This window comes from Ralstonia sp. OTU4908 (genome assembly GCF_038440115.1).
In the GTDB taxonomy this organism is placed as follows: domain Bacteria; phylum Pseudomonadota; class Gammaproteobacteria; order Burkholderiales; family Burkholderiaceae; genus Ralstonia; species Ralstonia pickettii.
The window spans coordinates 49,093-72,529 of the sequence record NZ_JASATD010000016.1; the positions used below are offsets into that span (position 1 = coordinate 49,093).

The 23,437-nt window shown below is 63.9% G+C and carries 20 protein-coding genes; 9 read left to right on the forward strand and 11 right to left on the reverse strand.

From position 1 onward, the window contains the following. Window positions 1–7: 7 nt before the first annotated feature. Window positions 8–1,732, reverse strand: coding sequence for a lipid A export permease/ATP-binding protein MsbA (gene msbA, locus AAHM38_RS15345; protein WP_116575357.1), 1,725 nt, complete (start codon window positions 1,730–1,732; stop codon window positions 8–10). A gap of 232 nt (window positions 1,733–1,964) precedes the next feature. Here msbA and AAHM38_RS15350 point away from each other — a divergent pair, with 232 nt between their 5' ends. Next, window positions 1,965–2,747: a glycosyltransferase family 25 protein gene (locus tag AAHM38_RS15350; protein ID WP_012762404.1), complete on the forward strand. Its 783-nt coding sequence runs from the start codon at window positions 1,965–1,967 to the stop codon at window positions 2,745–2,747. Window positions 2,748–2,762: 15 nt separating this feature from the next. Here AAHM38_RS15350 and AAHM38_RS15355 read toward each other — a convergent pair whose 3' ends face one another. From AAHM38_RS15355 to dnaE, 5 genes are all read right to left on the reverse strand, one after another. After that, window positions 2,763–3,605, reverse strand: a complete 843-nt coding sequence (locus tag AAHM38_RS15355; protein ID WP_116575358.1) for a glycosyltransferase family 2 protein — start codon at window positions 3,603–3,605, stop codon at window positions 2,763–2,765. Beyond that, window positions 3,592–4,365, reverse strand: coding sequence for a glycosyltransferase family 2 protein (locus AAHM38_RS15360; RefSeq protein WP_012762406.1), 774 nt, complete (start codon window positions 4,363–4,365; stop codon window positions 3,592–3,594). Before AAHM38_RS15360 ends, AAHM38_RS15355 begins: the two co-directional genes overlap by 14 nt. A gap of 12 nt (window positions 4,366–4,377) precedes the next feature. Further along, window positions 4,378–5,658 carry an O-antigen ligase family protein gene (locus tag AAHM38_RS15365; protein WP_116575359.1) on the reverse strand — a complete coding sequence of 427 codons (1,281 nt, stop codon included), beginning with the start codon at window positions 5,656–5,658 and terminating at the stop codon, window positions 4,378–4,380. After that, on the reverse strand, window positions 5,655–6,722 hold the full coding sequence (locus AAHM38_RS15370; RefSeq protein ID WP_116575360.1) for a glycosyltransferase family 4 protein: 1,068 nt from the start codon (window positions 6,720–6,722) through the stop codon (window positions 5,655–5,657). The genes AAHM38_RS15365 and AAHM38_RS15370 overlap by 4 nt, the downstream gene beginning before the upstream one ends. An 83-nt stretch (window positions 6,723–6,805) precedes the next feature. Next, window positions 6,806–10,324, reverse strand: a complete 3,519-nt coding sequence (dnaE, locus tag AAHM38_RS15375) for a DNA polymerase III subunit alpha (RefSeq protein WP_012762409.1) — start codon at window positions 10,322–10,324, stop codon at window positions 6,806–6,808. A gap of 150 nt (window positions 10,325–10,474) precedes the next feature. Here dnaE and AAHM38_RS15380 point away from each other — a divergent pair, with 150 nt between their 5' ends. Further along, entirely contained in the window at window positions 10,475–11,323 is an 849-nt protein-coding gene (locus AAHM38_RS15380) for a sulfurtransferase (RefSeq protein WP_116575510.1), read from the forward strand. Then, complete coding sequence (locus AAHM38_RS15385; RefSeq protein ID WP_257019813.1) at window positions 11,320–11,445, forward strand: hypothetical protein; 126 nt, start codon at window positions 11,320–11,322, stop codon at window positions 11,443–11,445. The genes AAHM38_RS15380 and AAHM38_RS15385 overlap by 4 nt, the downstream gene beginning before the upstream one ends. A 63-nt stretch (window positions 11,446–11,508) precedes the next feature. Here the strand turns inward: AAHM38_RS15385 and AAHM38_RS15390 are convergent, their stop codons facing one another. Continuing rightward, window positions 11,509–12,081, reverse strand: coding sequence for a flavodoxin family protein (locus AAHM38_RS15390; protein ID WP_027680925.1), 573 nt, complete (start codon window positions 12,079–12,081; stop codon window positions 11,509–11,511). Window positions 12,082–12,159: 78 nt separating this feature from the next. Then, entirely contained in the window at window positions 12,160–12,858 is a 699-nt protein-coding gene (locus AAHM38_RS15395; protein WP_116575361.1) for a pirin family protein, read from the reverse strand. A gap of 106 nt (window positions 12,859–12,964) precedes the next feature. Here AAHM38_RS15395 and AAHM38_RS15400 point away from each other — a divergent pair, with 106 nt between their 5' ends. Further along, window positions 12,965–13,867, forward strand: coding sequence for a LysR substrate-binding domain-containing protein (locus AAHM38_RS15400; protein ID WP_012762414.1), 903 nt, complete (start codon window positions 12,965–12,967; stop codon window positions 13,865–13,867). A gap of 62 nt (window positions 13,868–13,929) precedes the next feature. Beyond that, window positions 13,930–14,865, forward strand: coding sequence for a tRNA glutamyl-Q(34) synthetase GluQRS (gene gluQRS / locus AAHM38_RS15405; protein ID WP_116575362.1), 936 nt, complete (start codon window positions 13,930–13,932; stop codon window positions 14,863–14,865). Between the two features lie 47 nt (window positions 14,866–14,912). Here the strand turns inward: gluQRS and AAHM38_RS15410 are convergent, their stop codons facing one another. Then, a complete protein-coding gene (locus tag AAHM38_RS15410; RefSeq protein ID WP_371316220.1) occupies window positions 14,913–16,394 on the reverse strand; it encodes a DEAD/DEAH box helicase in 1,482 nt (493 codons plus the stop codon). Between the two features lie 254 nt (window positions 16,395–16,648). On the opposite strand from AAHM38_RS15410, the gene AAHM38_RS15415 reads away from it, so the two are divergent. Next, complete coding sequence (locus AAHM38_RS15415; RefSeq protein WP_065859033.1) at window positions 16,649–17,464, forward strand: MBL fold metallo-hydrolase; 816 nt, start codon at window positions 16,649–16,651, stop codon at window positions 17,462–17,464. On the opposite strand, the gene AAHM38_RS15420 is transcribed toward AAHM38_RS15415, so the two are convergent. Next, window positions 17,448–18,158, reverse strand: coding sequence for a TetR/AcrR family transcriptional regulator (locus tag AAHM38_RS15420; protein ID WP_116575364.1), 711 nt, complete (start codon window positions 18,156–18,158; stop codon window positions 17,448–17,450). The two genes, AAHM38_RS15415 and AAHM38_RS15420, sit on opposite strands and share 17 nt — an antisense overlap. A 201-nt stretch (window positions 18,159–18,359) precedes the next feature. Here AAHM38_RS15420 and AAHM38_RS15425 point away from each other — a divergent pair, with 201 nt between their 5' ends. The 3 genes from AAHM38_RS15425 (at window position 18,360) to AAHM38_RS15435 (ending at window position 22,245) form a co-directional block, all read left to right on the forward strand. Further along, a complete protein-coding gene (locus AAHM38_RS15425) occupies window positions 18,360–18,704 on the forward strand; it encodes a hypothetical protein (protein ID WP_257019814.1) in 345 nt (114 codons plus the stop codon). 13 nt (window positions 18,705–18,717) lie between these two features. Beyond that, complete coding sequence (locus AAHM38_RS15430; protein ID WP_116575365.1) at window positions 18,718–22,041, forward strand: acetyl-CoA carboxylase family protein; 3,324 nt, start codon at window positions 18,718–18,720, stop codon at window positions 22,039–22,041. Window positions 22,042–22,110: 69 nt separating this feature from the next. Continuing rightward, window positions 22,111–22,245: a hypothetical protein gene (locus tag AAHM38_RS15435; RefSeq protein WP_257019815.1), complete on the forward strand. Its 135-nt coding sequence runs from the start codon at window positions 22,111–22,113 to the stop codon at window positions 22,243–22,245. Between the two features lie 99 nt (window positions 22,246–22,344). Here the strand turns inward: AAHM38_RS15435 and AAHM38_RS15440 are convergent, their stop codons facing one another. Further along, on the reverse strand, window positions 22,345–23,349 hold the full coding sequence (locus tag AAHM38_RS15440) for an MBL fold metallo-hydrolase (protein WP_116575366.1): 1,005 nt from the start codon (window positions 23,347–23,349) through the stop codon (window positions 22,345–22,347). Window positions 23,350–23,437: the final 88 nt, after the last annotated feature.

The window sequence follows — 23,437 nt, forward strand, 5'->3', positions numbered from 1 at the left end:
GAAGGGCTTACTGGGTGGCGAACTGGATGCGATGGAGTCCAGCATACAACCCATCGCGCTCGATGAGTTCGCGGTGCGTGCCGGCTTCGGCAATCTTGCCGTGCTCGAGCACGATGATCCGGTCGGCATTTTCGATGGTCGACAGGCGGTGCGCGATCACCAGCGTCGTACGCCCTTCCATCAGGCGTTCGAGCGCGGCCTGCACCTGGCGCTCGGACTCCGAATCCAGTGCGGACGTCGCTTCGTCCAGGATCAGGATCGGCGCGTCCTTGTAGATCGCACGTGCAATCGCCAGGCGCTGGCGCTGTCCACCGGACAGCTTCGAGCCGTTATCGCCGACATTGGTATCGATGCCCTCGGGGAGGTTGTCGACCACATCGGTCAGGTAGGCCGCCTCGAGCGCGCGGCGCACGCGTGCCATGTCGATCTCGGAGGCGTCGCGCGCGCCATAGGCCACGTTGGCAGCGATGGTGTCGTTGAACAGCACCACATCCTGGCTCACGAAGGCGATCTGGCGGCGCAGGTCGTGCAGGGCCAGGTCCGTCAGCGCATCGCCGTCGAGAGAGATCGTGCCCGAGGTCGGATCGAAGAAGCGCGGCAGCAGGTTCACCAGCGTGGTCTTGCCACTGCCCGACGGCCCGACCAGCGCGACGACCTCGCCCGGCTTGACATGCAAGTTGACGTTGTCGAGCGCTGCCCGGCCATCTTCGCCATAGCGGAACGTGACGTTGTCGAAGCGGACATCGCCGCGGGCACGATCGATCTTCTTGCCGCCTTCTTGCGGCTCGATCGGCGTGTCGATCAGGCCAAAGATGAATTCGGCGGCGGTCAGGCCGCGCTGCAGCGGCTGATTCACGTCGGTCAGGTGCTTAAGCGGCGAGATCAGCAGCAGCATCGCCATCACAAAGCCGGTAAAGCCGCCGACCGTGGTCTGGTTGGCCTGCGCCTGCAACATGGCAATGGCCAGGATGACCGACAGCGCCAGCGCCGCCAGGAACTGCGTCACCGGCTGGTTCAGCCCACCGGCCACAGCCACGCGCATGGCATAACCACGCAGACGGTTCGTCATGGCATTGAAGCGCAGCGATTCATACGCCTCGCCGCCATGCAGCTTGACGACCTTGTAGCCGCCCACAGCCTCTTCCACCACATAGGCGGCCTGGTTGGTCAGGTTCTGGCTGTCGCGGTTGAGCGAGCGCAGGCGACGGTTGATACGCGACATCAGCAGGCCGATGATCGGCAGGATCACCGCCACCACCAGCGTCAGGCGCCAGTTGGTATAGAAGAGAAAGATCAGCAGCGCCAGCACCGTCATCGAGTCGCGCACCAGTGTGATGAACACGCCGGTGAGCACCTGCAGCACCTGGTTGACCTCAAAGATGACCGCGTTGATGATCGACGCTGCCGTATTGCGCTGATAATACGAAGCCGGCGCCTGCAGGAGGCGCTCGAACATCTTCATCCGCAGATTCAGCAGCACCTTGTTCGACACAAGGCTCAACAGATACGTCGACGCAAATTGCGCAATGCCGCGCACGACGGCAATGCCTACCAGCATGGCCGGCACCTGCCACAGCTTGCCGGCGTACTCACCACCGAAGCCCTGATCCAGCAAATCCTTCACGACCTTGGGGATGATCCCTTCGGTGGCAGCCACCACGCCCATGGCGACCATTGCCAGGATGAAGGCGGTCAATTCGGGGCGAAGGTAGCCCCACAACCGCTTGAGCATCGGCTTGGCGGGCGCTGGGTGATCAGACTTTGCTTGTATACTCACGGCGTTTTCAAATGAGGGTGGGCAGCTTGCGTCGCATGGCGATCGCATGGCCGCCATAAAGTGCGTTGCAGCGTTTGTCATCCGACAGACGGGCGACCCGGCATTTTAGCGGCAATCCACCACCCGGCCCATCCTGCTGCGTAATGCCCGGTTCAGCGTGGCCGGCGTACCACCTGACGCTTCCGCAATGAGTTCGCGCGTTCCCACGTTCTTCATCAATCTCGACCACGACGCCGGGCGCCGCGAAGCCCTGGAGCGGCAACTCGATGCGTTGGGCCTGCCGCATCGCCGCTTCCCCGGTGTGTACGGCAAGACACTTCCCGCCGACGAGCTTGCGCGCCACTATGACCACGCACGCGCCACAGGCCAAAGCCGCGAATTGACCGTCGGCGAAGTCGGCTGCGCGCTCAGCCACCTCGGCGTCTACCGGGCAATGATTGAGCAGGACCTGCCCTACGCGCTCATTCTGGAAGACGACGCCAAACTCGGGCCGGATGTGCCAGCCGTGCTCGACGCGCTGGCACGGAGCGTGTCACCCGACGAGCCCGTTGTCACGCTGCTCACGCACATCGACCGTTACTACAAGCGCAGTGCCCGGCCGCTGACAGCGAACCACCGCACGGTCAAGCTTGCCAACTACCAGTGGCTCGCTCATGGCTATTTCGTCACGCGCGCCGCGGCCAAGCGCATGGTCGAGCAGCTCTATCCCGTGTGGCTGGCCGCAGACTATTGGTACAAGTTCGAGCGCGAAGGCATCGTGCAGATGCGTGCGGTCGTGCCTTATGTGATTGGCGTGCAGAACTTCGATAGCGGCTCGAACCTGGAAGCCGATCGCGCTATCAAAAGCCGCGAAGCCGACACCCGCCTGGGGCTCGGACATCATCTGCGCCAGATCTTCGTGCGCAAGTTCCTCTATCAGATTTTCGTGCGGCCGTTTCTCGGCATCGTGAAGCAGAAGAAGACCTGGTGAGCATGACAACCCTGCTCAGGTTCCCTGCTCTCGCAGCTCTGCAAGCCCGACGTCTGCACGGATGATGTCGGTATTGCGCCGAGCCATCATGCGTTGATAGTTGGGGCTTTCCTGCTCCCGCGATTGCTCGCGATGCCATAGGTGGAAGACTTCGGTCGCGCAAAAGCCGCGCTTGCGCCGCACGCCGGCGTTATAAAGGCGAACCGCCAGATCGGCGTCTTCATGGCCCCATCCGACGAAGCTCTGATCGAAACCGTTCACGCGCTCGAAATCGCTGCGCCACACGCCAAGGTTGCAGCTCTTGATGCCGCGCAGACTGGTGTCCTTGAAGGTACGCGGCATCGGCAAACCCGGCACCAATAGCGGCAGGAACTTGTTGATGCGGCCCGCGCGCCGGGCAGCAAACCAATACGCGCGATCCTTCAGGTGAATGTCGATCTGCTGGGTGACAACCTCGCGCGTCATTGCCTCATTCAGCAGGATGCGACTACCGGACAGCAGGCGCCCCCGCTCGGCCAACGCGCGGTGACGCGCCACAAAATCCGGACGCGGCACGCAATCGCCATCGAGAAAAACGAGGTAGTCGGCGTCCGTCGCCAGCACGCCGCGGTTGCGGATCTCACCAGCACGAAATCCGTCGTCGGGATGCCAGACATGGCGCAGCGGATACGGCGCGATCTTGGCGGCGGCTTCGACCGCCACGCGTGTGTCATCGCGCGAACCGTCGTCGGCGACGATGACGTCGAATGCGCGATCGGTCTGTGCGCCACAGCCGGTCAGTACGCGAACCAGCGCGTCCGGGCGGTTATACGTCGTAATGATGAGGGCGATGCGACGCGGCAACTCAGCGCTTGCCATGACGATGCAGCATCATCAGCTTGACGTAGCGGTAATACGTGCCCTCAGCGTTCGACACGGCCAGCATGAAGCCCTCCGCCCCATCGAGGAAACCCCGCTGGATGATGTACGTACGGATGAACGCCCACAGCCCGTGGCCGATGGCACTGCCCAACGACGCGCGCTTGCCCTTGGCATAAGCCGCGGCGGCACCGGCGGTCGAATAATCGTTGGCCTTGTCGAGTGCAGCCTTCAGGTCAGGAATCGAATAATGGATGATCGGGGCGCGGAAATCGCCCACCGTACCCTCGAAGACCAGGTGCGAGTGCACCGGCGCATCGAAGAACGTCACCTGCTCGCGCTTGAAGAAGCGACGAATGCGGTCCGGCCACCAGCCCGAATGCTTCATGAAGCGGCCACAAAAACTCGAGCTGCGCGGCATGGAGTAGACAGTGTGCGGGCTGCCCGATTCCAGTACGGCGATCATCTCGGCCCGCAATTCGGGGCTGATGCGCTCGTCGGCGTCCAGCGAAAGCACCCAGTCGGTGCGCGCCTCGCGCAAGGCGCGGTTGGACTGCTCGCCGTAGCCCGGCCAGTCCGTCTCGAACACGCGCGCACCGAGCTGGCGGCAGATGTCCTGCGTGCCATCCGTGCTGCCCGAGTCGAAGACGATGACGTCGTCCGCCCAGTCGCGCACCGAGCGGATGCAGTCGCCGATATCGGCGGCTTCGTTCTTGGCGACGATGATGACGGCGAGCGTAGCTCGATTGGATGCAGGCATGCGAAAACAGTCTTAGAAAACGGGAGCGGCGCCAAGCTGCTGCCGGCGCCGGTGAATATGCGCGGTGAATATCGCTACCATCACGCTGTAGAACACGACCGTCTGGGCGATGATCAGCATCACTTCGGTCAACCCGAACAAGACAAAGCCTACACATAACGTCAGGCCCATCGCCCCCGTGGTGCGCAGGATGCCATCGTCGCACAGCGCTGCACGCACGAAGTACACGGCAGGCACCAGGTACATCGCCAGCAATGCGCCGATGCCCAGCACGCCAAGCGTGGCGCCATTGTATAGAAACTCGTTGTGGGCATGCTCGACTGCAGTCGCTTCCTGGGTGATCAGCCCTTCCGCGTGAATCGCTTTGAGAGCGGGCTCGAATTGGCCTCTACCCACCCCGGCGAGCGGGTGGCGCGTCAACATCAATGCGGCCGCTTTCCAAAGTTGGAAGCGGATGCCGATTGACGTGTTGGTCTGACCAGCTTGATAGGCGCGTAGATCACTGACTGCCTGATCGAAACGGGCACGGACCACACTCGACGAAACGCATACCGCTGCCAACAGTGCGAAGAACACCAGCAAGGCAGTCACTCGCTTCTTCCAAGCCACATGCCGCAGCGTTGCCACGGCAATCAGCAACAGTACAGGGATGGCAATCCAGCCGCCGCGCGACTGCGACAGATACGACGCATAGAGTCCAGCGCCACCAGCCACCACGCGCAAGATGATAAGCAGCCAGCCGTCCCCCTTGGACCATCCAATGGAAATCAGTGAGAACAGCCCCATGAGCAACGATAGATTGCCGAAAGGGATCGTGTTGGCGAATGCGCCGATCATGTCTGGCCGCCCGACACGCAATTCGAGATAAGCCCATACAACCGAGGCCAGCGCGCCCGCAACGCAGCCCCACTGCACGCTCTCCAGCTGTGTAGGCCGCAATTGCAACAGCGCAAACAGCGCCAGCCCGAACAGCCAGAGCCGGCCATAGGCAAATGGCACACTGCGCGGTGCGGCAGGGTTCAACTGGGCACTGATCAGCATCGCCGTCGGCATGGCGGCCATGGCGAGAATCAGCCAGCGGTGTTCATGCCACATCGCTCGCAGTCGATTCATGGCATCCGCAGGGGAGGCCAGCATCGACCACAACGCAGCAACCAGCAGCAGCAAGAAGGACAGGAACGCTGCGCCGCGCACCGACAGCATGAAGGCCGGCAGGATGGCGATTCCAAACACGGCCAGCGCCGCCGGCGCGCTGGATATCAGTGTCCGGCCACGTTGCATCAAGCCGCTCATCGCAATGTCCCCGCGCCAGGTGCAAGCGCCAGCAGGGCATCGATGTGCGCAGCGATGCTCGGGTCATAGCGCAGGTGCTCACGCGGATTCGCCAAGCGCGCCTGCCCAGCCAGCGCACGGGCAACAGCTGCCTCAATCGTGCGCGCCAGCGTGGATGGATCATCCAGGTCGAAGGTGGGTGCTCCTTCGACCGAGATCACCTCGGTGCAAGCGATATTGGCTGCCAGTACGGCAGGCGTGCCGCACAGCACGGACTCCACCCCAATCAGCCCGAACGGCTCGTAGTGCGAAGCGAGGATCGTGTAGTCCGCTGCGCGGTAGACGTTCTCGATGTCCTTGCGATATCCCAGGTAGCGGATGTTGGGCGAGGACGAGGACACCGGGCGCCCGATGACCACCAGTTGCACTGGCAGATCCGTCTTGGAGAAGAAAGCCTCCAGCAGCGGATAGCCCTTGCGCTTGTGGCTCGACGACGGGAACACAAACGTGACCCGATCCTTCGCGAAGCCAAGCTCATCGCGCAGGCGCTGGCGCTCTGCGTCATCCACCGGCGAGAACTTCGTCTCACTCACCGGGGGGTACACCGTCTTTACCTTGGCAGCAGGAATGTCGTAATAATCGAGCACCTCCTGCGCCATCAGCCGCGAGTGCGCCACGACAACGTGCGAGCGCACATAGTCTCTGCGCTCCAGGGCGATCTGCTGGCGATCCCAAAACGCGGCCTCTTTTGCAAAGCTCTTCAGATAACCGACGTGCGTACCGCCGCAAATCGCGATATCCGAAGCGCCCGTGCGATTGCAGCCGATCATCAGATCGATGTGCTCGCGCTTGGCCAGATAGCGCACAAGCCAGCCGAACGCGTGGTCGTTCAATTTGCCGGGCAACTTGCGCGTGGGCAATGCGACCGCCTTGACCTGGCGGTACTCGGGAAGCGCCTTGTCCACCATCTTGGCGAAGAACACAGGACGGATGGCGCGCTTATGCAGACCGCGCACCAGGTCCATCGCGTAGCGCTCGCTGCCGCCGCTGTAGCCCAGCGCGTTGCACGAGATTCCGACGTTCATGGATGCTCTAGTAATAATCGTATTGAGACTGCAGTCGTGCCGAGCGCCCGCCCGGCAATGGCGCCCCCCGCGCCATCTTCGAACTACTCGTACACCGTTGCCACGTTCTCGGCATTCAGCGCCTGACGCAGCGCGGCGATCGCCGCTTCGCTCGGAACAATACGCCAGGCGTCGCCAAGCACCGCTTCGCAGCGCGCCTGCTCGCAGACGTAGTTGATGCGCACCGAGACGCCATTGCCATCGGCCGCCACATGCGGCGAGAGCAGATCACGCAGCTTGGCCGCCGTTGAATCGCCATTCATCGACAGCCGGATCGCCCGCGCGAACTTGGCGCGCGCCTGCGTCATGTCCATGACCGACTCGGCTGTCACGCGCACGCCGCCAGTAAACATGTCATGGCGGGCGCTACCCTGCACGATCAGCACTTCGTCTTCCTTGAACAGGGCGCGATTCGCTTCGAAAACTTCGTTGAAGACCGTGACCTCGGTAGCTTCGCTGGCGGAGCCGTCGTCGAGCATCACGATCAGCATCTTGCCGCGCTGCGTCATCTGGGTGCGCTGGCCTACGATCACGCCGGCCACGGTCTTGTTGCGCGCATCGCGGTTGCCGTAGCCGCCCCCGTTGCCCTTGTCGGTCACTTCGCGCGCCAGATCGGCCAGCGTCGTGCGTGCGAAGCGGCGCACCTCGTCACGGTATTCATCGAACAGGTGGCCGGAAAGGTAGAAACCCAGCGCCTGCTTTTCTTCCTGCAGCTTGCGCTTGGTCGACCAGGCCGGCTCGTCGACGAGTTCGGGACGATGCTGCTCGGCATCGTCGCCGCTCATCAAGTCGAAGAGCGACACCTGGTTGGCGGCGGCCGCTTTCTGCTCGGCGGCTTCCATGGCCAGGCCGATCGACGCGAGCAGTTGCGCGCGGTTGTCGTTGAGGCTGTCGAAGGCGCCGGCCCGCACCAGCGCCTCGATCGTCCGGCGATTGACCTGGCGACGGTCAACACGCTCGCAGAAATCGAACAAGTCCTTGAATGGGCCGTCTTCGCGTGCACGCAGAATGTCTTCGATCGCGCCCTGGCCGCTGCCCTTCACGCCGCCCAAACCGTAGCGGATGGTCTTGGCGTCGGTCGGTGCAAAACGGTACTGGCTGGCGTTGATATCCGGCGGCAGGATGGTCAGGCCGTTCTTGCCTCGGGCATCGTCGTAAAGGATCTTCACCTTGTCGGTGTCGTCCATGGCGAGCGACATGTTGGCCGCCATGAATTCGGCCGGGTGATGCGCCTTGAGCCAAGCCGTGTAGTACGCGAGCAGCGCATATGCGGCCGCGTGTGACTTGTTGAAACCGTAGCCGGCGAACTTCTCCATCAGGTCGAAGATTTCATCAGCCTTTTCGGTGGAGAGCCCGTCCTTGGCCGCACCCGCCCGGAACAGCGCGCGGTGCTCGGCCATTTCTTCGGCCTTCTTCTTACCCATCGCACGGCGCAGCAAGTCGGCGCCGCCGAGCGAGTAACCGCCCACGATCTGCGCCATCTGCATCACCTGCTCCTGGTAGACCATGATGCCGTAGGTCTCCTTGAGCACCGGCTCGACGCGCGGGTCGGGGTACTCCACCTTCTCGCGGCCGTGCTTGCGTGCGCAGAAGCTGGGGATCAGGTCCATCGGGCCCGGGCGATAGAGCGCCACGAGGGCGATGATGTCCTCAAAACGGTCAGGCTTGGCGTCCTTCAGCATGCCCTGCATGCCGCGGCTTTCCAGCTGGAACACGGCCACCGTGTTGGCCGTCTTCAGGATGTCGAACGCCTTCTTGTCCGTCAGCGGAATATGGCTGCAGTTCCAATCCGCCTTGGACGGATCGAGCATGCGGATGTAGCGCTCGGCCCAGTCGAGGATCGTGAGCGTGGTCAGGCCCAAGAAGTCGAACTTGACCAGGCCAACGGCTTCCACATCGTCCTTGTCGTACTGGCTGACGACGCCGGCGTCTTCCCCGCCTTGCGTGTAGAGCGGGCAGAAGTCGGTCAGCTTGCCCGGGGCGATCAGCACACCGCCCGCATGCATGCCGACGTTACGCGTCATGCCTTCGACGCGCTGCGCAAGTTCCAGCAGCTGCTTGACTTCTTCTTCGTTGGCCTCGCGCTCGGCCAGCAGCGGCTCTTCCTTCTTCGCTTCTTCGAGCGTAACGAGCTTGCCCGGCTTGAACGGAATCAGCTTGGCGACGCCGTCAACAAAGTTGTAGCCGAGATCGAGCACGCGGCCCACGTCGCGCACCGCGGCCTTGGCGGCCATGGTGCCGAAGGTGGCGATCTGCGAGACGGCGTCCTTGCCGTACTTTTCTTTCACGTACTGGATGACGCGGTCACGGCCGTGCTGGCAGAAGTCGATGTCGAAGTCGGGCATCGACACACGTTCCGGATTCAGGAAACGCTCGAACAGCAGGTTGTATTTGAGCGGATCCAGATCGGTAATCCCCAGCGCATACGCCACCAGCGAGCCGGCACCCGAGCCCCGGCCCGGCCCCACCGGCACGCCGTTGTTCTTGGCCCAGTTGATGAAGTCTGCAACGATCAGGAAATAGCCCGGGAAGCCCATCTTGATGATGGTGCCCGTCTCGAATTCCAGGCGGGCGTAATACTCGGCGCGTTTGGATTCGCGCACGGCCTCGTCGGGGAAAAGCACTTCCATGCGCTTTTCCAGCCCTTCCTTGGCGAGCTGGACGAGGTAGTCGTCCAGCGACATGCCGTCGGGCGTCGGAAACCGGGGCAGCTTGGGCTTGCCCAGCTCCAGCTTGAGGTTGCAGCGCTGCGCGATCTGGACTGCGTTGGCCAGCGCGGACGGGATGTCGGCAAACAGCGCGCACATCTCGTCCTGCGTCTTGAAATACTGTTCGGTCGTGAAGCGGCGGGCCCGGCGCGGATTGGCGAGCAGTTCACCCTCTGCGATACAGGTGCGTGCCTCGTGGGCCGTGAAATCGTCCGGCGTCATGAACTGCACCGGGTGTGTGGCGACCACCGGCAACTGCATGGCCGATGCAAGCTTCACCGCTTGCTGGATGTAGGCCTCAGTACCGGCGTGCCCCGCGCGCTGTAGTTCGATGTAGAAAGCGCCCGGAAACACGCGGGACCAATGCGTCGCCAGCTTGCGCGCCAGCGCCTCGTTGCCATTGGCCAGCGCCACGCCGATATCACCCGCCATGGCGCCGGAGAGCGCCAGCAGACCGGCGGCCAGCGGCGCATTCTCAACGCCGGGCTCGTCGAACCATTCGGGGGCGATTTCCGCACGACCGCGATGCTGGTTGGAGAGCCAGGCCCTGGCCAGCAACTGGCACAGGTTCAGGTAACCCTGCTTGTCCCGCACCAACAGCAGCAGGCGGGTCGGCTTGTCGCGCTCGTCGTGATTGGTGATCCACACGTCAGCCCCGACGATGGGCTTCACGCCCTTGCCACGCGCTTCCTTGTAGAAGCGCACCAGCCCGAAGGCATTGGCGAGATCGGTCAGCGCCAAGGCGCCCATGCCATCTTTGGCGGCAGCCTTGACGGCATCGTCGAGACGGACATTGCCATCGACGACGGAATATTCGGAGTGGAGACGGAGGTGGACGAAGCGCGGCGAATTCATCCGCGTATTGTAACGGGTGACACCTTCCGCAAAGCATTCCGGGCGTGCCCGATTGACCCGGAGCAACCCCGCACGGCTGCGCGGGCAGTTATAATTTCGGCTTACGAATCAACGGGTTACCCAAGGCGCCAGAAAATGGCGCGGCAGCACATGCAGATCGTCAATATTTCCGCTTACAAATTTGTCACCCTCGATGACCGCGAAACCCTGCGCCCCGCTCTGCTGGCCGAGTGCCAAGCGCGCGAGCTGAAGGGCACCGTGCTGCTGGCGCCCGAGGGCATCAACATCTTCCTGGCCGGCTCGCGCGAGGGCATTGACGGTATCGTTGGCTGGCTGCGCGCCGACCCGCGTTTTGCCGACCTGGCACCGAAAGAAAGCCTGTCCGACCACCAGCCGTTCCGCCGCCTGCTGGTGCGCATGAAGAAAGAAATCATCACCATGCGCCACCCGCTGATCCGCCCGGAAGAGGGGCGCGCGCCGTCGGTCGCGCCGCCGGACCTCAAGCGCTGGCTCGATCAGGGCCACGACGACGAGGGCCGCCCGGTGGTGATGCTGGACACGCGCAACGACTATGAAGTCGCCGTGGGCACCTTCAAGAACGTCGTCGAATACAACCTCAAGAAGTTCACTGAGTTTCCGCCCGCCATTGCCGCGCACAAGGACGACTTTGCCGGCAAGACCGTCGTGTCGTTCTGCACCGGCGGCATCCGCTGCGAAAAGGCCGCGATCCACATGCAGGAGATCGGTATCGAGCGCGTCTATCAGCTCGAAGGCGGCATCCTGAAGTACTTCGAGGAAGTCGGAGGCGCGCATTACGACGGCGATTGCTTCGTGTTCGACCACCGCACAGCGCTCAACGCCGAACTGCTGCCGGCGGGACCAAAGCAATGCTTCGCCTGCCGCGCCGTGGTGACGCCGGAAGAGCAGCAGTCTCCGGACTACATCCCCGGCCAGCGCTGCCCGCATTGCGCCGGCAACCAAGCGCGCGCCGCCGCATGAAGCGCCTCGCCGCCCGCCTCCTCGTCACCGCGCTGTGCCTTGCGGCATTGGGCGGTTGCGCGGCGAGTTGCGAGGGCGGCACGAATCGCGGCGTGTTCTGCGGAGCCGGCACGCGCTTCTGACCCTTTGCAGCGCGCCAGCAAAAAACGCCGGACATGCCGGCGTTTTTCTTTGAGCAATGCGATTTACTGGCGACCGCGCACGAACTGGTTCGTGATGGCAACAATACGTTCGCCGAACAGCTTGGCGGTTTCCAGGTCACCCGGCAGCGGACCTTCTTCAGGGCTCGCATCCGACGGCGATTGCGCCAGCGCGCCGCCAAAGCCAGCGAGGTAGTTCACGTCGTTGCGCGTGGCGGCTTTGCTGTTAGCCGGCATCATGCCTGTGCCGACCCAGATCATTCCGTGCTGCTGCGACAGCGTCCACAGGTACTGGATCGACGCATACTTGTCGCCGTTCATCGATGCGGAGTTCGTGAACCCGGCGGCGATCTTGTCCTTCCACGCGCCGGTAAACCACGCCTTGGACGATGCATCGGCAAATTTCTTGAAGTCGCCCGAAACACCGCCCATGTAGGTCGGCGCGCCAAAAACGATCGTGTCGACGCCGGCCAGCAGCGCCCAGGTGTCATCGTTGACGTCAGTGACCGAGATCAGGTGCGCTTCGGCGCCGGCACCTTGAATGCCAGCAAAGACGGCCTCTGCCTGCTTCTTCGTGTGGCCATAACCGCTGTGATAAACGACTGCAACTCGTGCCATGGGAATCCTCTTGGGTTTAGGGAACGGCTGGGAACAACGGAAAAAGAAAAATGGCGCACAAAGCGTGCGCCACCAACATTACGGCAGATCGAACACCAGCACTTCGCTGTCTTCGCCACCGGAAAGCGTCACCTTCTCTTCTTGCGTCAGCTTGGCCGCATCGCCGTCAACCAGCGTGCGACCGTTGATGCTCACCTTGCCGCGCACGACGTGCACATAAGCGCGGCGGCCTGCAGCGATGGGCAGGGATGCAGCTTCCGCGCCATCGAACTTGCCGGCGTAGAGCGACATATCCTGGTGCACCTTCACCGATCCATCGCGGCCATCGGCGCTGGCGATCAAGGCCAGCTTGCCCCGCTTGGCCGCCTCGTCGAAATGACGCTCTTCATAGCCCGGCGTCAGGTTCAACTGCGCCGGGAGCACCCAGATCTGCAGAAAATGCGTGGTCTGGTCCTGTGCGTGGTTGAACTCGGAGTGACGCACGCCTGTCCCAGCCGTCATGCGCTGCACGTCGCCCCGGCGCAGCACGCTGCCGTTGCCCATGCTGTCCTTGTGCGCCAGCTCGCCGTCCAGCACGTAGCTGATGATTTCCATGTCGCGGTGGCCGTGGGTGCCAAAGCCCATGCCGGCGGCGACGCGGTCTTCATTGAGGACACGCAGCGGCCCGAATTGAACGTGCTGCGGGTCCATGTAATCGGCAAACGAAAAGCTGTGATACGACTTCAGCCAGCCGTGGTCTGCGTAACCGCGATCTTGAGAGGGGCGGATTTCAATCATTTTGATGAATATCCTATCCAAATTACTGCGTTGATGTGTGCATGGTACGCAGATTGGCTATAGTTGCGCGGTACGGCTTTGATTCAATACGTCAAAAATTCTGAACATGGCGCTCTCGCTGGAATCTCTGGAAGTCTTGGACGCAATCGAACGCAAGGGCAGCTTTGCCGCCGCGGCGCACGAACTGGGCAAAGTGCCGTCGGCGCTGACCTATGTGGTGCGCAAGCTGGAAGATGATCTCGATGTCCTGCTGTTCGACCGACGCCGCCACCGGGCAGAACTGACGCCCGCAGGCCGTGCGCTGCTCGACGAGGGCCGCCACCTGCTGCAGGCTGCCGATGACCTCGCGCGCCGCGTCAAACGACTCGCCACCGGATGGGAAGCCACGTTGACCATCGTAGTCGACGATCTCGTGCACTTTCGCGCACTCATGCCCGTCATCCAGGATTTCTACGCCGAAAACACCGCCACGCGCTTGCGCTTCTGCCGTGAGGTCCTGGCCGGCACGTGGGACGCATTGCTGTCGGGCCGCGCAGATCTGCTGATCGGGCCGGCGCAAGTGATGCAGGTGCAGGGCATTCAGACGCGCACGGTGGGCAACATTCCTTTCGTGTTTGCGGTGGCGGCACATCACCCGCTGGCGCAGCTGGAAGAGCCGTTGCCTGCAACCGCCATCACGCGACATCGCATCGTTGCCGTGGGCGATACGTCGCGCAATCTGCCCGCACGCACCATCGGCGTGATGGCCGGACAGGACACGCTGGTGGTGCCATCCATGGCCGACAAGGTGCAGGCGCAGATTCGTGGCCTGGGCTGTGGCTGGCTACCGGTCCCGTTGGCTCAACCGTATCTGGATTCTGGGGTGCTGATCGCCAAGGAAACCTCGGAAGACAAGCGCGCCGGCACGTTTCAGGTGGCCTGGCGCAACAACATGCGCGGCAAGGCACTGCAATGGTGGGTCGACAAGCTGGAAGACCCGCGCCTGGGGCAGGCCCTGATGATGCAGTAGGCGCCTCAGGCCGCCAAATCGCGCACAATAGCGCAATCGACCTCTGCGCCTGGAGCGTTGCGTTGTCCCAAGCCAATCTCGATTTTTCGGAATCCACCACGTCGTCGCGCGGCCAATACCGTGGCCGCTTTGCGCCCTCTCCCACGGGGCCGTTGCATATCGGCTCGCTGGTCACCGCATTGGCAAGCTGGCTGGATGCGCGCGTACACGGCGGCACGTGGCTCGTGCGCATCGAAGACATCGATTTCCAGCGCAATGTGCCCGGCGCCGATCGCGACATCCTCGCTACGTTGGAAGCGCTCGGGCTCATTCCCGACGAAGCCCCGCAGTGGCAGAGCACGCACCTCCCACGCTTTGAACAGGCGCTCGAGCAGTTGCAGGCCAACGGCAACCTCTACCCGTGTGGCTGCACGCGCCGCGAGATTGCGGATTCCGTCACCAGCATCGACGCCAATGGGCACCTGCGTCACCAAACCCTGATCTATCCCGGCACATGCCGCAACGGGCTGCACGGCCGTCCGCCGCGCGCATGGCGCGTGCGTGTGCCCCATGCCGATGCCGCTACGCTCTGCTTCAACGACCGCTGGCAAGGCACGCAATGCCAGAACCTGGCTGAAGCTGTCGGCGATTTCGTGCTCAAGCGCGCCGACGGTATGTGGGCGTATCAGATTGCAGTCGTGGTGGACGATGCCACGCAAGGCATCACGGACGTCGTGCGCGGCGCCGACCTTCTCGACTCGACGCCACGCCAGATTTATCTGCAACAGTTGCTCGGTCTGCCCGCGTTGCGCTACCTGCACGTGCCGGTCGTGGTGAACCCTGATGGTGAGAAACTCAGCAAGCAGACCGGCGCGCGCGCCATCAACCGCAGTCAACCGCTAGCTGCGCTCACCGAAGCGGCGCGGCACCTCGGGCTGGAGATTCGTGCAGGGGATGTGGAAGGGTTCTACCGGGACGCCGTCCCGGCGTGGGCCAATCGCCTGGCGCAGCTGGCCTGACGCGATGGCCCCGGCGGCAGGAGCGCCGCCGCGCTCAGTCGACTGACTTAACGCTTGCGCGGCACGCCACCGAGCAGGGCCGCAATCGGCCGCTTGGCGCTGCGCGGGTGTCCGGCAGGCTGTGCCGGCTTGGCGGCCTCCGCCGACTCCGCCGGCACTGACGATTCGTACGGGCGATTGAAGAACGGATCGTCCGATGGACGGAACGCCGGACGCACGATCGTGTGATCAAGCACGCGGGCGCCGTTACGCTCATCGCGCTCACGGGCCCGGCGGACCTCGCCGCGGGCACGCTTTTCGTCGCGCTCGCGGCGCTCACGGTCACGCGCCTGTTCGCCGGTCGGATCGAAATCGGCCAGTTGTTCGCGCGGCAGATTGCGCTTGATCAGCTTTTCGATATCGGCCAGCAGGCGCTCATCGCCCGGCGCGAACAGCGACAGTGCGTCACCGGAAGCACCGGCACGGCCCGTGCGTCCAATGCGGTGCACGTAATCTTCTGCGTTGAACGGCAGGTCGAAGTTGATCACGCACGGCATCTGCGAGATGTCCAGACCGCGCGCTGCCACGTCGGTGGCGACCAGCACGTCGACGGTACCTTGCTTGAACGCTTCGAGCGTCTGCATGCGCTCGGTCTGCGTCTTGTCGCCGTGGATGGCGTTGGCGTTGATGCCTTCGCGCTCCAGCGCACGCGCCAGCCGCGAGCAGCCGATCTTGCTGTTGGAGAACACGATGCACTGGCGCGGCAAGCCTTGCTCGGAACGCTGCTTCAACAGGTGCACGAGCGCAGCCTGCTTGTGGTTGTCCGGCACGGTGTAGATGACCTGGCGGACATTCTCTGCCGTGGCGTTGCTGCGTGCCACTTCAATGGTTTGCGGATGACGCAGGTAGCTCGCGGCCAGCTTCTTGATCTCCGGCGAGAACGTCGCCGAGAACAACAGCGTCTGGCGGTGTGCCGGCAGCAGGTTGATGATGCGCTGCAGGTCGGGCAGGAAGCCCATGTCGAGCATGCGGTCGGCTTCGTCCAGCACCAGCATGCGCACCTGGGACAGGTTCACGCTGCGCTGCTGCACGTGGTCGAGCAGGCGGCCCGGCGTTGCCACGAGGATTTCGACGCCGCGGCGCAGCTGCTCCGTCTGCGGGTTCATGTCGACGCCGCCGAACACGACAGCGCTGCGCAACGCCGTGTACTTCGCGTACTTGGCAACGTTGTCGTACACCTGGTCGGCCAGCTCGCGCGTGGGCGTGAGGATCAGCGCCCGCACCGGGTGGCGCGCCGGCGACGCGCTCGTATTGGCGTCCGGCAGCAGGTTATGGATGATCGGCAGCGAGAAACCGGCGGTCTTGCCGGTGCCGGTTTGTGCGGCGCCCATGACGTCGCGGCCGGCGGTCACTACCGGAATGGCGGCGGCCTGGATGGGCGTGGGCTTGGTGTAACCGCTTTCGGTCAGCGCGCGGAGGACGTCCGGATGCAGGCCGAAGCTGTCGAATGTCACCGATTCATTGGCCGGTGCTTCTGACGCTTCAGACATCGTTGCAGTATTCATAGGGGGAGATGCGGCATGCCGGTTGGCATGGCGGCGCGCCAAACCCAGGCGGAAAACCCGCGTGCGGCTCGCGCAAAGCGTTAAAAATCAAAAGTTTATCACGTGAGAACCGGCCCGGGACGGATGATCCGCCCACGCGAGCCGAAGGCAGCGCCACAGCTGCCTTGACACGGATCAAGTGGGCCGGGCACGCGCTGCGCCACCATCCAGGCATTCCAACCTGCGCCCTGCCCTCTCCCATGGTCACAACGCTCTATGAATCGCCCGAGCATGTCTGCCTGATGTTCTCCGACCTCGTCGACGATCACGATGACCTGCCGGTGCAGACCAACCAGTTCCTCATTGTCGATCACGGCCACGGCGCGCTGATCGATCCGGGCGGCCAGATGACTTATAACGCGCTGTTTCTGGCGATGAACCGGTACTTTCCGCCCAAGCAGCTCGACTACGTACTGGCCTCGCATGCGGACCCCGACATCGTCGCTTCGGCGGGACGGTGGCTCACAAGTTCCAGTTGCGACATCCTGATTTCGCGCGTGTGGGAGCGGTTTCTCCCGCATTTCTGCAACGTCGGCAAGACTGAAGGCCGCATCGTGCCAATCCCGGATACGGGCATGGCGATTCCGCTGGGGGATTCGCATCTGCTGGCGGTGCCAGCGCATTTCCTCCATTCGGAAGGCAATTTCCAGTTTTACGATCCGGTGTCGCGCATCCTGTTCTCGGGCGATCTGGGGGCATCGATGGTGCATGCCAACGTGGCCGCCAAGCCCGTGGAAGATTTCGACGCCCACCTGGCGCTGATGGCGCCCTTTCACCGCCGCTACATGAGCGGCAACCGCGTGTGCCGGCTGTGGGCGCAGATGGTGCGGGGGCTCGATATTGAATGGATCGTGCCGCAGCACGGCCAAGCCTTTCGCGGCAAAGCCATGGTCAAGCGGTTCATCGATTGGGTTGAGACGCTCGACTGCGGCATCGACCTGATGACGCCCGAGATTTTCCGCCTGCCCGCGTTGCCGAAGGCACCGGCCGGGGCGGCGCTCAAGACGCGCGTGTAGCGCCCGATGCCGGGGCGGACGGCAGAATGATCTTCATCATGGCGCTCGACAGCTCGTGCGCCAGCACGCCGGCGTCGATGCGCGACGGATCGTGCCACGTATACATGAACCCCATCACGCCGCCCATCGAGTGCGCGGCGACGCGCGCATCGCCAAAGTCAAACACGCCGGCGCGCTTGCCCTCGTCGAGCAGCGCATAGAGATCGCGGTAATACGCCCGCGACATGCCGTGCAGCCATTCCACCGTTTCCGGACGCAGGTATTGCCGATCGCGATACGTCAGTGCCGCAGCGTAGTGGCAGTCGATGCAACGACGCGCCATTTCCAGCAGACACGCCTGCAGGCGCTCTCGCACGGGCAGGGCCGGATCGGCGGTTTCCCGGATGGCCGACAGGCAGATCTGCGCGGCCTCGCGGCACAGAATATCGAAGATCTCGTACTTGTCGGTGAAGTAGTAGTACACCGCCGGCTTGGTCACGCCGAGCGCGTTGCAGAGGTCGCTCATCGTCATGCCGGCATAGCCCTTGGTGAAGAAGAGTTGCGCGGCAGTGTCGAGGATCTGCCGGCGCCGGGCCTCCTGCCGCTCGGCGATGTGAGGGCGCGTGGCCGGCGGTGTGACGCCAGAGGCCTCGATGGCCTCGGTTTCAGCAGACGGTTGCACGTCAGGAACGGCAGATTTGCGGACGGTGGACATGGCGCGTATTTTCGCATGCCGCCCGCAGATGCGCCGGGGCATCCGCGCATCGTGGCGACAGCCTCGCTTTCCGATGCTTGACGCATCAAAGAACGCTTTCTATATTCTTACCCACTGGTATAAAAAATTACTTTTCAGTATAGATAGTGTGGCGCCGCGTTGCGAACGCACTGCACAATCCAACGGAGACAACCTTTGGCGATGGACGAGTCCGAGTATCTCGGCCGCGTTCGCGAGCTCTGGGCGCGCGCATGGCCGGTCGATCCCCCACGTGAACCCCACTACCCCATCGGCCGCTCCTCCTCACCGACCATCTGCGGCATTGGGCGCGCATCACGCCAGACAAGCCAGCAATCCATTTCTACGGGCACGACACGACATTCGCTCAGCTTGACGATCTCTCCGACCGCTTTGCTCACCGGCGGGCGCCGCGAGAACATGGCCGTCTACAAGGTACCCATCGTGCGCATCGTCGACGCGCTGCCGCTCACGGCTACCGGCAACGTGCGCAAGCAGGATCTCGCACCGCTCGCTGAACAGCTCTAAACAACCCCGCTCCATGACGTTTCGCAAACTGCTGATCGCCAATCGCGGCGAGATCGCCATTCGCATTGCCCGCGCAGCCGCCGCGATGGGCTTGCCCTCCGTTGCCGTCTATTCCGAAGACGACCGCGACGCACTGCATCCCCTTCGCACCGATGAAGCCGTGCCGTTGCCCGGCACCGGCCCGCGTGCCTATCTCAACGGCGCGGCAATCCTCGCTGCCGCACGGGCCGTCGGCGCCGATGCTGTTCATCCGGGCTATGGCTTCCTGAGCGAGACCGCTGCCTTCGCACGCCAGTGCGCGCAGGCTGGCGTGCAATTCGTCGGACCGTCCCCGCACGTGCTTGACCTCTTCGGCGACAAGGCACGCGCTCGGGCGCTTGCGCATGAGGCGGGCATTCCCATCGTCAGTGGCACGCAAGGCGCAACCACCCTTGAAGAGGCGCGCGCGTTCTTCGCCGCGCTGCCACCCTCGCACGGCATGATGATCAAGGCCGTGGCGGGCGGCGGCGGGCGCGGCATGCGCGCCGTGCACGATGCGCAGGCGATTGCCGACGCGTATGCGCGTTGCGTGTCCGAAGCCACTGCCGCCGGGGGTGACCAACCGCGCAGCGGCGACGTCTACGTGGAAGCGCTGGTGCCCACGCCACGCCATATCGAAATCCAGATCGTGGCGGACGCGCACGGCCACGTTACGCACCTCGGCGAGCGTGAATGCAGCCTGCAGCGCCGTCACCAGAAGCTGATCGAGATCGCGCCCAGCCCCGCGTTGGACGATGCGCTGCGTGCACGCATTGCCGAGGCTGCCGTCACGCTTGCCAAAGCGGCAGGCTACAGCGGTATCGGCACATTCGAGTTCCTCGTGGAAGGCGCGGGCACGCCGGACGCCACGTTCTATTTCATGGAAGCCAACCCACGCGTGCAAGTCGAGCACACCGTCACGGAGATGGTGACGGGCGTCGACCTGGTGGTGACACAACTGGCGCTGGCGCAAGGCGCGTCGCTCACGGACTTGGGGCTTGCTAGGCCGATCGCACCGCGCGGCCACGCCGTTCAAGTACGCGTCAACGCAGAGACCCTTGATGCAAGCGGCCAGCCGCATCCCTCCACTGGCACGCTCACCGCATTCGAGGCGCCCAACGGCCCCGGCGTGCGCGTCGACACCTGCGGTTATGCGGGCTACCGTTCGAACCCGCGCTTCGATTCGCTGCTGGCCAAATTGATCGTCCACGCACCGCACGGCACGTATGCGCAGACGCTGGCACAGACGTACCGCGCGCTGTGCGAATTCCGCATCGAAGGGCTGGCCACCAACAAGCGGCTGCTGCAGGACCTGCTGCGCGACGCCGACGTGCAAGCCAACGCCGTGCATACGCAGTTTCTCGATGCGAAGCTCGCCGACCTGGCAGCCGGCAACGGTGAAGCGCACCCTGCCCTGCACGCTACGTCGGTCACCACCCCGGATATGACGCCCGTTACGTCATTCCTCGATGAGCTTCCTGACAATGCTGAAGTGCTCACCGCGCCCATGGATGGCGCGCTGATCCAGATGCATGCGCAAGCCGGCGCCACGGTCGCGCGCGGCGAGGTGCTGGCCGTCATTGAAGCAATGAAGATGGAGCACGTCGTCATCGCACCCGCGGCCGGACGCGTGCTGCAAGTCTGCGCGCAGTCGGGCGCAACGGTGCGCGAAGGCCAGCCGCTTGCCGTGCTGCAGCCCAGCGATGCCCAACACGAGAGTGCCGCAGCCGACGCAGAGATCGACCTCGACCACATTCGCCCCGACCTGCAGGCCGTCATCGACCGCCATGCGTTTGGCCTCGACGCCAACCGCCCGGATGCCGTTGCCCGCCGCCGCAAGACCGGCCAGCGCACCGCACGCGAGAACATCGACCACTTGTGCGACGCCGGTTCATTCATCGAGTACGGCGCACTTGCCATCGCAGCGCAACGCCAGCGGCGCGCACTCGACGATCTGATCCGCTCGACGCCGGCCGACGGCATCATCACCGGCATCGGAACCGTCAACGGCTCGCACTTCCCCGATCAGGACGCGCGCTGCATGGTGCTCGCGTATGACTACACCGTGCTGGCGGGCACCCAGGGCACCTTCAACCACAAGAAGACCGACCGTGCACTGGAGCTGGCGCAGCAATGGAAGCTGCCCGTTGTGCTGTTCGCCGAAGGCGGCGGCGGTCGGCCGGGCGACACTGAAAAGCGTGGCGTCAGCGGCCTGGACTGCCCGACCTTCATTCACTTCGCACGGCTCTCTGGGCTGGTGCCGACCATCGGTATCGTGTCGGGCCGCTGCTTTGCAGGTAACGCTGCGCTGCTGGGCTGCGCAGACGTGATCATCGCAACGCGCGACGCGACCATCGGCATGGGCGGCCCCGCCATGATTGAAGGCGGCGGCCTTGGCGTATACGCACCCGAAGAAGTTGGCCCTGTTAGCGTGCAGGCGCCCAATGGGGTGATCGATGTGCTGGTCGACGACGAGACCGAAGCCGTCGATGCGGCACGCCGTTACCTGAGCTACTTCCAGGGCCCGCTTGCCAGTTGGGAGGCCGGCGACGTGCGCCACCTGCGCCACGCGATTCCCGAAAACCGTATGCGCAGCTACGACATGCGCGGCGTGATCGACGCGTTGGCCGACACAGGTTCGGTTCTGGAACTGCGTCAAGCATTTGGCGTGGGCATCGTCACCGCGCTGATCCGTATCGAAGGTCGCGCCTTCGGCTGCATCGCCAACAACCCGCGCCACCTGGGCGGCGCCATCGATTCTGCGGCAGCGGACAAGGCGTCACGCTTCATGCAGTTGTGCAACGCGTTCGACCTGCCCATCGTCTCGCTGTGCGACACACCGGGTTTCATGGTCGGGCCCGAAGCGGAGAAAACCGCCACCGTACGCCACGTCAGCCGCATGTTCGTGACGGCCGGCAACCTGCGCGTGCCTTTCTTCACCGTCGTGCTGCGCAAAGGCTACGGCCTTGGGGCGATGGCCATGGCCGCGGGCGGTTTCCACGCGCCGTTCTTCACCGCTTCATGGCCCAGCGGCGAATTCGGTGGCATGGGCATCGAAGGCGCCATCCGCCTGGGGTTCCGCAAAGAGCTGGAAGCGGTGGAAGACCTCGCCGAGCGCGAGGCGCTGTTCCGCAAGATGGTCGAGGCCGCCTACGAGGAAGGCCGCGCGCTCAACATCGCCAGCTATCTCGAAATCGACGCCGTGATCGACCCGGCCGATACGCGCCGCTGGCTGCTGCGCGGGCTGCAATCGGCGCCGCCCGCCCCGCCAAGGCACACACGCGACCCCGCCACCCGCCGCTTCATCGACACGTGGTAGCCGAGAACGCATACCGGGTGGAGACATGCCGCCAGTAATCCACTGCAGATTGCGCTGGCGCGGGAAGGCATGCAAAAACAGAGCATTCCTGGGCGACGTCACGGTGCGCAAGATCGACCGCCAGTTGCTGCTGCCAGCGTGGTATCGACGATCTCGCCGGTGGACGGAAAGATCGTCAAGGTTGCCTATGACGGCACCCAATAGGGACACACGACCGAGAACACTACGGCGGCCGAGGATTTGGACCTGCCGACCACTTGCAAGAGGAAGCCGCCGGCGGGCGCTTAACCGATCAGTCCGACATCAATCAGCGCGGTCTGTGCGCAGCGGGCCGTATTCGATCGGCACCCAGGCGAAGGCGTTGCCCTCGCGGCGCACGTGCCCCAGCCCCGGGAACGGAAGATGTGCGCCAGCCACCCAGAGCTTGTCTCGCGCCGCTTCTGCAAACAGCTTGCGTCGCGAGGCAACGGCGGCCTTCTTGTCAACGTCGTATTCGAACGCAACGTCCGGATGCTGGAACTGCACGGCGTGGCTGTGCACGATATCGCCCCACACCAGCAGGCTGTGTCCCTTCGATGCGAACAGGTATCCGCTATGCCCCGGCGTGTGCCCGTTGGCGAGCACCGACCGTACGCCGGGCACCACCTCGTCACCCGGGTTGAATTGCTTGAGCCTGCCCGCAGCGGCATATGGCGCCACTGAGTCGCGCGCCATCTTGAAGAACGGTTGCATGTCGCTCGGTTTGGAAGCGGCAATCGTTTCGCTCAGCCAGAAATCGGCTTCCGGCGCGGCGACATACACCTGCGCATTCGGAAAGGCCGGTTGACCTTGCGGCGTCAGGAGGCCGCATGCGTGGTCCGGATGCAGGTGCGTCAGCAGCACGGCATCGATCTGCTCGGGCTGATAGCCGGAGGCGCGGACGTTGCCGGCCAGGCCGCCCATCGTCGGGCCAAAGCACGTGCCCGACCCCGTATCAACGAGGATGCGCTTGGCACCCGTGTCGATCAGAAAGCCGTTCACCGCCGTCTGCATGCCCGGCGTGTTCGATACAAACATCCGCGCCAGCAGGCTCTGCACCGATTGCGCGTTCAGGCCAAGCAGGGTCTTGGCGGGCAGATCGGTGTAGCCGTCGTAGAGCGCGGTCACCACGTCGTCACCCAGCGCCATTCGGTAGTAACCGGGCACTTGGGTGCGTTGTTGCGTGGCAGCGGAAGCGGTTGAAGTTGCAGTTTGGGCTTGGGCGACTCCGAAAGACGTCGCCATCGCGGCGGCCACGGCGATCACGGTGACAGAAGTAAGCAGACGCATGTCTTGGCTCCTGAGAAAGACCGCTGCCCCGGTGCAGCGGCAAAAGCCGGATCATGCCACCGCCCAGCGCATTGCGTTGCCGCCATTG

What these genes read in the sequence shown, in the direction of transcription:
- AAHM38_RS15425 (WP_257019814.1), top strand. Translation starts at nt 18,360, where the DNA reads ATGGACGAGTCCGAGTATCTCGGCCGCGTTCGCGAGCTCTGGGCGCGC.
- AAHM38_RS15415 (WP_065859033.1), top strand. Translation starts at nt 16,649, where the DNA reads ATGGTCACAACGCTCTATGAATCGCCCGAGCATGTCTGCCTGATGTTC.
- AAHM38_RS15385 (WP_257019813.1), top strand. Translation starts at nt 11,320, where the DNA reads ATGAAGCGCCTCGCCGCCCGCCTCCTCGTCACCGCGCTGTGCCTTGCG.
- AAHM38_RS15400 (WP_012762414.1), top strand. Translation starts at nt 12,965, where the DNA reads ATGGCGCTCTCGCTGGAATCTCTGGAAGTCTTGGACGCAATCGAACGC.
- AAHM38_RS15370 (WP_116575360.1), bottom strand. Translation starts at nt 6,722, where the DNA reads ATGAACGTCGGAATCTCGTGCAACGCGCTGGGCTACAGCGGCGGCAGC.
- AAHM38_RS15435 (WP_257019815.1), top strand. Translation starts at nt 22,111, where the DNA reads ATGCAAAAACAGAGCATTCCTGGGCGACGTCACGGTGCGCAAGATCGA.
- AAHM38_RS15365 (WP_116575359.1), bottom strand. Translation starts at nt 5,658, where the DNA reads ATGAGCGGCTTGATGCAACGTGGCCGGACACTGATATCCAGCGCGCCG.
- AAHM38_RS15360 (WP_012762406.1), bottom strand. Translation starts at nt 4,365, where the DNA reads ATGCCTGCATCCAATCGAGCTACGCTCGCCGTCATCATCGTCGCCAAG.
- AAHM38_RS15410 (WP_371316220.1), bottom strand. Translation starts at nt 16,394, where the DNA reads ATGTCTGAAGCGTCAGAAGCACCGGCCAATGAATCGGTGACATTCGAC.
- AAHM38_RS15420 (WP_116575364.1), bottom strand. Translation starts at nt 18,158, where the DNA reads ATGTCCACCGTCCGCAAATCTGCCGTTCCTGACGTGCAACCGTCTGCT.
- AAHM38_RS15430 (WP_116575365.1), top strand. Translation starts at nt 18,718, where the DNA reads ATGACGTTTCGCAAACTGCTGATCGCCAATCGCGGCGAGATCGCCATT.
- AAHM38_RS15390 (WP_027680925.1), bottom strand. Translation starts at nt 12,081, where the DNA reads ATGGCACGAGTTGCAGTCGTTTATCACAGCGGTTATGGCCACACGAAG.
- AAHM38_RS15350 (WP_012762404.1), top strand. Translation starts at nt 1,965, where the DNA reads ATGAGTTCGCGCGTTCCCACGTTCTTCATCAATCTCGACCACGACGCC.
- AAHM38_RS15380 (WP_116575510.1), top strand. Translation starts at nt 10,475, where the DNA reads ATGCAGATCGTCAATATTTCCGCTTACAAATTTGTCACCCTCGATGAC.
- dnaE (WP_012762409.1), bottom strand. Translation starts at nt 10,324, where the DNA reads ATGAATTCGCCGCGCTTCGTCCACCTCCGTCTCCACTCCGAATATTCC.
- AAHM38_RS15440 (WP_116575366.1), bottom strand. Translation starts at nt 23,349, where the DNA reads ATGCGTCTGCTTACTTCTGTCACCGTGATCGCCGTGGCCGCCGCGATG.
- AAHM38_RS15355 (WP_116575358.1), bottom strand. Translation starts at nt 3,605, where the DNA reads ATGGCAAGCGCTGAGTTGCCGCGTCGCATCGCCCTCATCATTACGACG.
- AAHM38_RS15395 (WP_116575361.1), bottom strand. Translation starts at nt 12,858, where the DNA reads ATGATTGAAATCCGCCCCTCTCAAGATCGCGGTTACGCAGACCACGGC.
- msbA (WP_116575357.1), bottom strand. Translation starts at nt 1,732, where the DNA reads ATGCTCAAGCGGTTGTGGGGCTACCTTCGCCCCGAATTGACCGCCTTC.